The following is a 1,980-nucleotide window of genomic DNA, read 5'->3' as shown; positions in this document are numbered from 1 at the left end:
CGCCCGGATCACCCGCTGCTGCGACGGACCATTCGGAGCCGTCAGCCCATTGCTCGCACCGTCCTGATTGACAGCACTCCCCCGCACCACCGCCAACACCGGATGGCCGTTGCGGCGAGCGTCGGAGAGCCGCTCCAGGAGCAGGACGCCTGCGCCTTCCGACCAGCTGGTGCCGTCGGTGGAGCCGGCGAAGGACTTGCAACGCCCGTCCCTTGCCAGGCCACCCTGCCTGCTGAACTCGACAAAGACCTCAGGCGTCGACATGACGGCCACGCCACCGGCCAGCGCCATCGAGCACTCGCCCGAACGCAAGGCCTGGGCCGCAAGGTGCAGGGCGACCAGCGACGACGAACACGCCGTGTCCACCGTCATCGACGGACCCTCGAAACCGAAGACGTACGAGACGCGTCCGGAGGCGATCGACCCCGTCGCGCTGTTGTGGGCGTAGTCGTGGTACATCATCCCGGCGAACACACCGGTCTTGCTTCCCTTGAGGGAGAACGGGTCGATACCGGCCCGCTCGAACACCTCCCACGAGCATTCCAGCAGAAGCCGCTGCTGCGGATCCATGATCAGTGCTTCATTCGGACTGATACCGAAAGGAGCGGGATCGAACGTGTCCGCAGAGTGGAGGAATCCGCCCTTGTTGACGTAGGTGGTGTTCTGCTTCGTTCCCTCGGGGTCGTAGAGAGCATCGACGTTCCACCCGCGGTTCTCCGGGAATTCGGATATCGCGTCCACGCCGTCGTTCACCATGTGCCAAAGGGATTCCGGTGAATCGACGCCGCCGGGGAATCGGCAGCTCATCGACACGATCGCGATCGGCTCGCGGGCCGCGGACGACAGCTTGCGGTTGTGAGCGCGCAGCCGGTCGTTCTCCTTGAGCGACGCACGCAGTGCGGCGACCAGCTTCTCGTCAGAATTCGTCATCGAGCTCTCACATTCCCTGCGTCGCGTCGTCCAGGCCAGAGCCGTTGAGCGCCATGCTGATCAGGCTCTCGGCATCCATCTCATCGATTTCTTCGGTCGAGGAACTCTCCGGATCCGCTGCCGAATCCGTCTGCTCGTCGTGAGCACCGGCGAGTTCGAAGAGCACTTCCATCAGTCCCGCATCCCGGAGTCGGCTCAGCGGAATTCCTTGCAGGATGCGGCGGACCCGCTCCTCGCCACCAGCGTCCTCCCCGGTGGGTGCGTCAGGGCGCAACTCCTCGGCGATGTGCTGCGCAAGGACGCGGGAGTTCGGATAGTCGAAGACCAGAGTGGCCGGCGGGCGTAGTCCCGTGGCCTGAGCAAGGCCGTTACGGAACTCCACCGCAGCCAGCGAGTCGAATCCGAGTTCCTTGAAGGCGCGGTCCGGCTCGATGGCGGTCGGACCGGGGTATCCGAGGATGGCCGCGGCGTGCGCGCGCACCAGGTCGAGCACCTGGTCCTCGCGTTCGTCATCGGACAGAACCGCCGTGCGGCGCCGGAACGCCGCAGCGCCCGACGTCGCGGCATCGGCTGCCCTGGAGGGCCTCGACCGCACCAGGCCCCGGAACATGTCGGGCAGGGCGTCCGGGGCCAGGGCTCCCGCGCCGGCGAGATCGATCCGCATGGTGACGACCGCGGCTTCGCCGAAGGTTTCGGCGGCGTCGAAGAGATCGGTGCCCTGCTTGGGCGACAGCGGTTCTATGCCGGTGCGGTTCATCCGCTGGGAGTCGGCCGTGTTCAGGCCGTCCGCCATTCCGCCGTCGGCCCACGGCCCCCAGGCGAGGGACTGGGCCGGCAGGCCCTGGGCCCTGCGGTACGAGGCGAGAGCGTCAAGGAAGGCATTGGCCGCCGCGTAGTTGGCCTGGCCGGGGTTACCCAGCACTCCGGCGGCGGAGGAGAAGAGGACGAAGGCGTCGAGGTCCATGTCCCGGGTCAGCTCATGGAGATTCAGCGCCGCCTCGGCCTTCGGCCGCAACACCGCCCCCACCCGCTCCGGCGTCAGCGAACCGA

Annotated in this window: 2 protein-coding genes; both read right to left on the bottom strand. The window is 67.2% G+C overall.

Going from position 1 to position 1,980, the window contains the following annotated elements; all coding sequences use genetic code 11:
* A partial coding sequence (locus tag AB0D53_RS41640; RefSeq protein WP_362454750.1) for a beta-ketoacyl synthase N-terminal-like domain-containing protein occupies positions 1 to 930 on the bottom strand: 930 nt, incomplete at its 3' end.
* 7 nt (positions 931 to 937) lie between these two features.
* A partial coding sequence (locus AB0D53_RS41635) for a beta-ketoacyl reductase (protein ID WP_362454748.1) occupies positions 938 to 1,980 on the bottom strand: 1,043 nt, incomplete at its 5' end.

Origin of the sequence: Streptomyces sp. NPDC048295 (genome assembly GCF_040652135.1) — a bacterium.
GTDB lineage: Bacteria > Actinomycetota > Actinomycetes > Streptomycetales > Streptomycetaceae > Streptomyces.
Note: the sequence above shows the minus strand (reverse complement) of the source record. Positions and strands in the feature narration are given on the sequence as shown.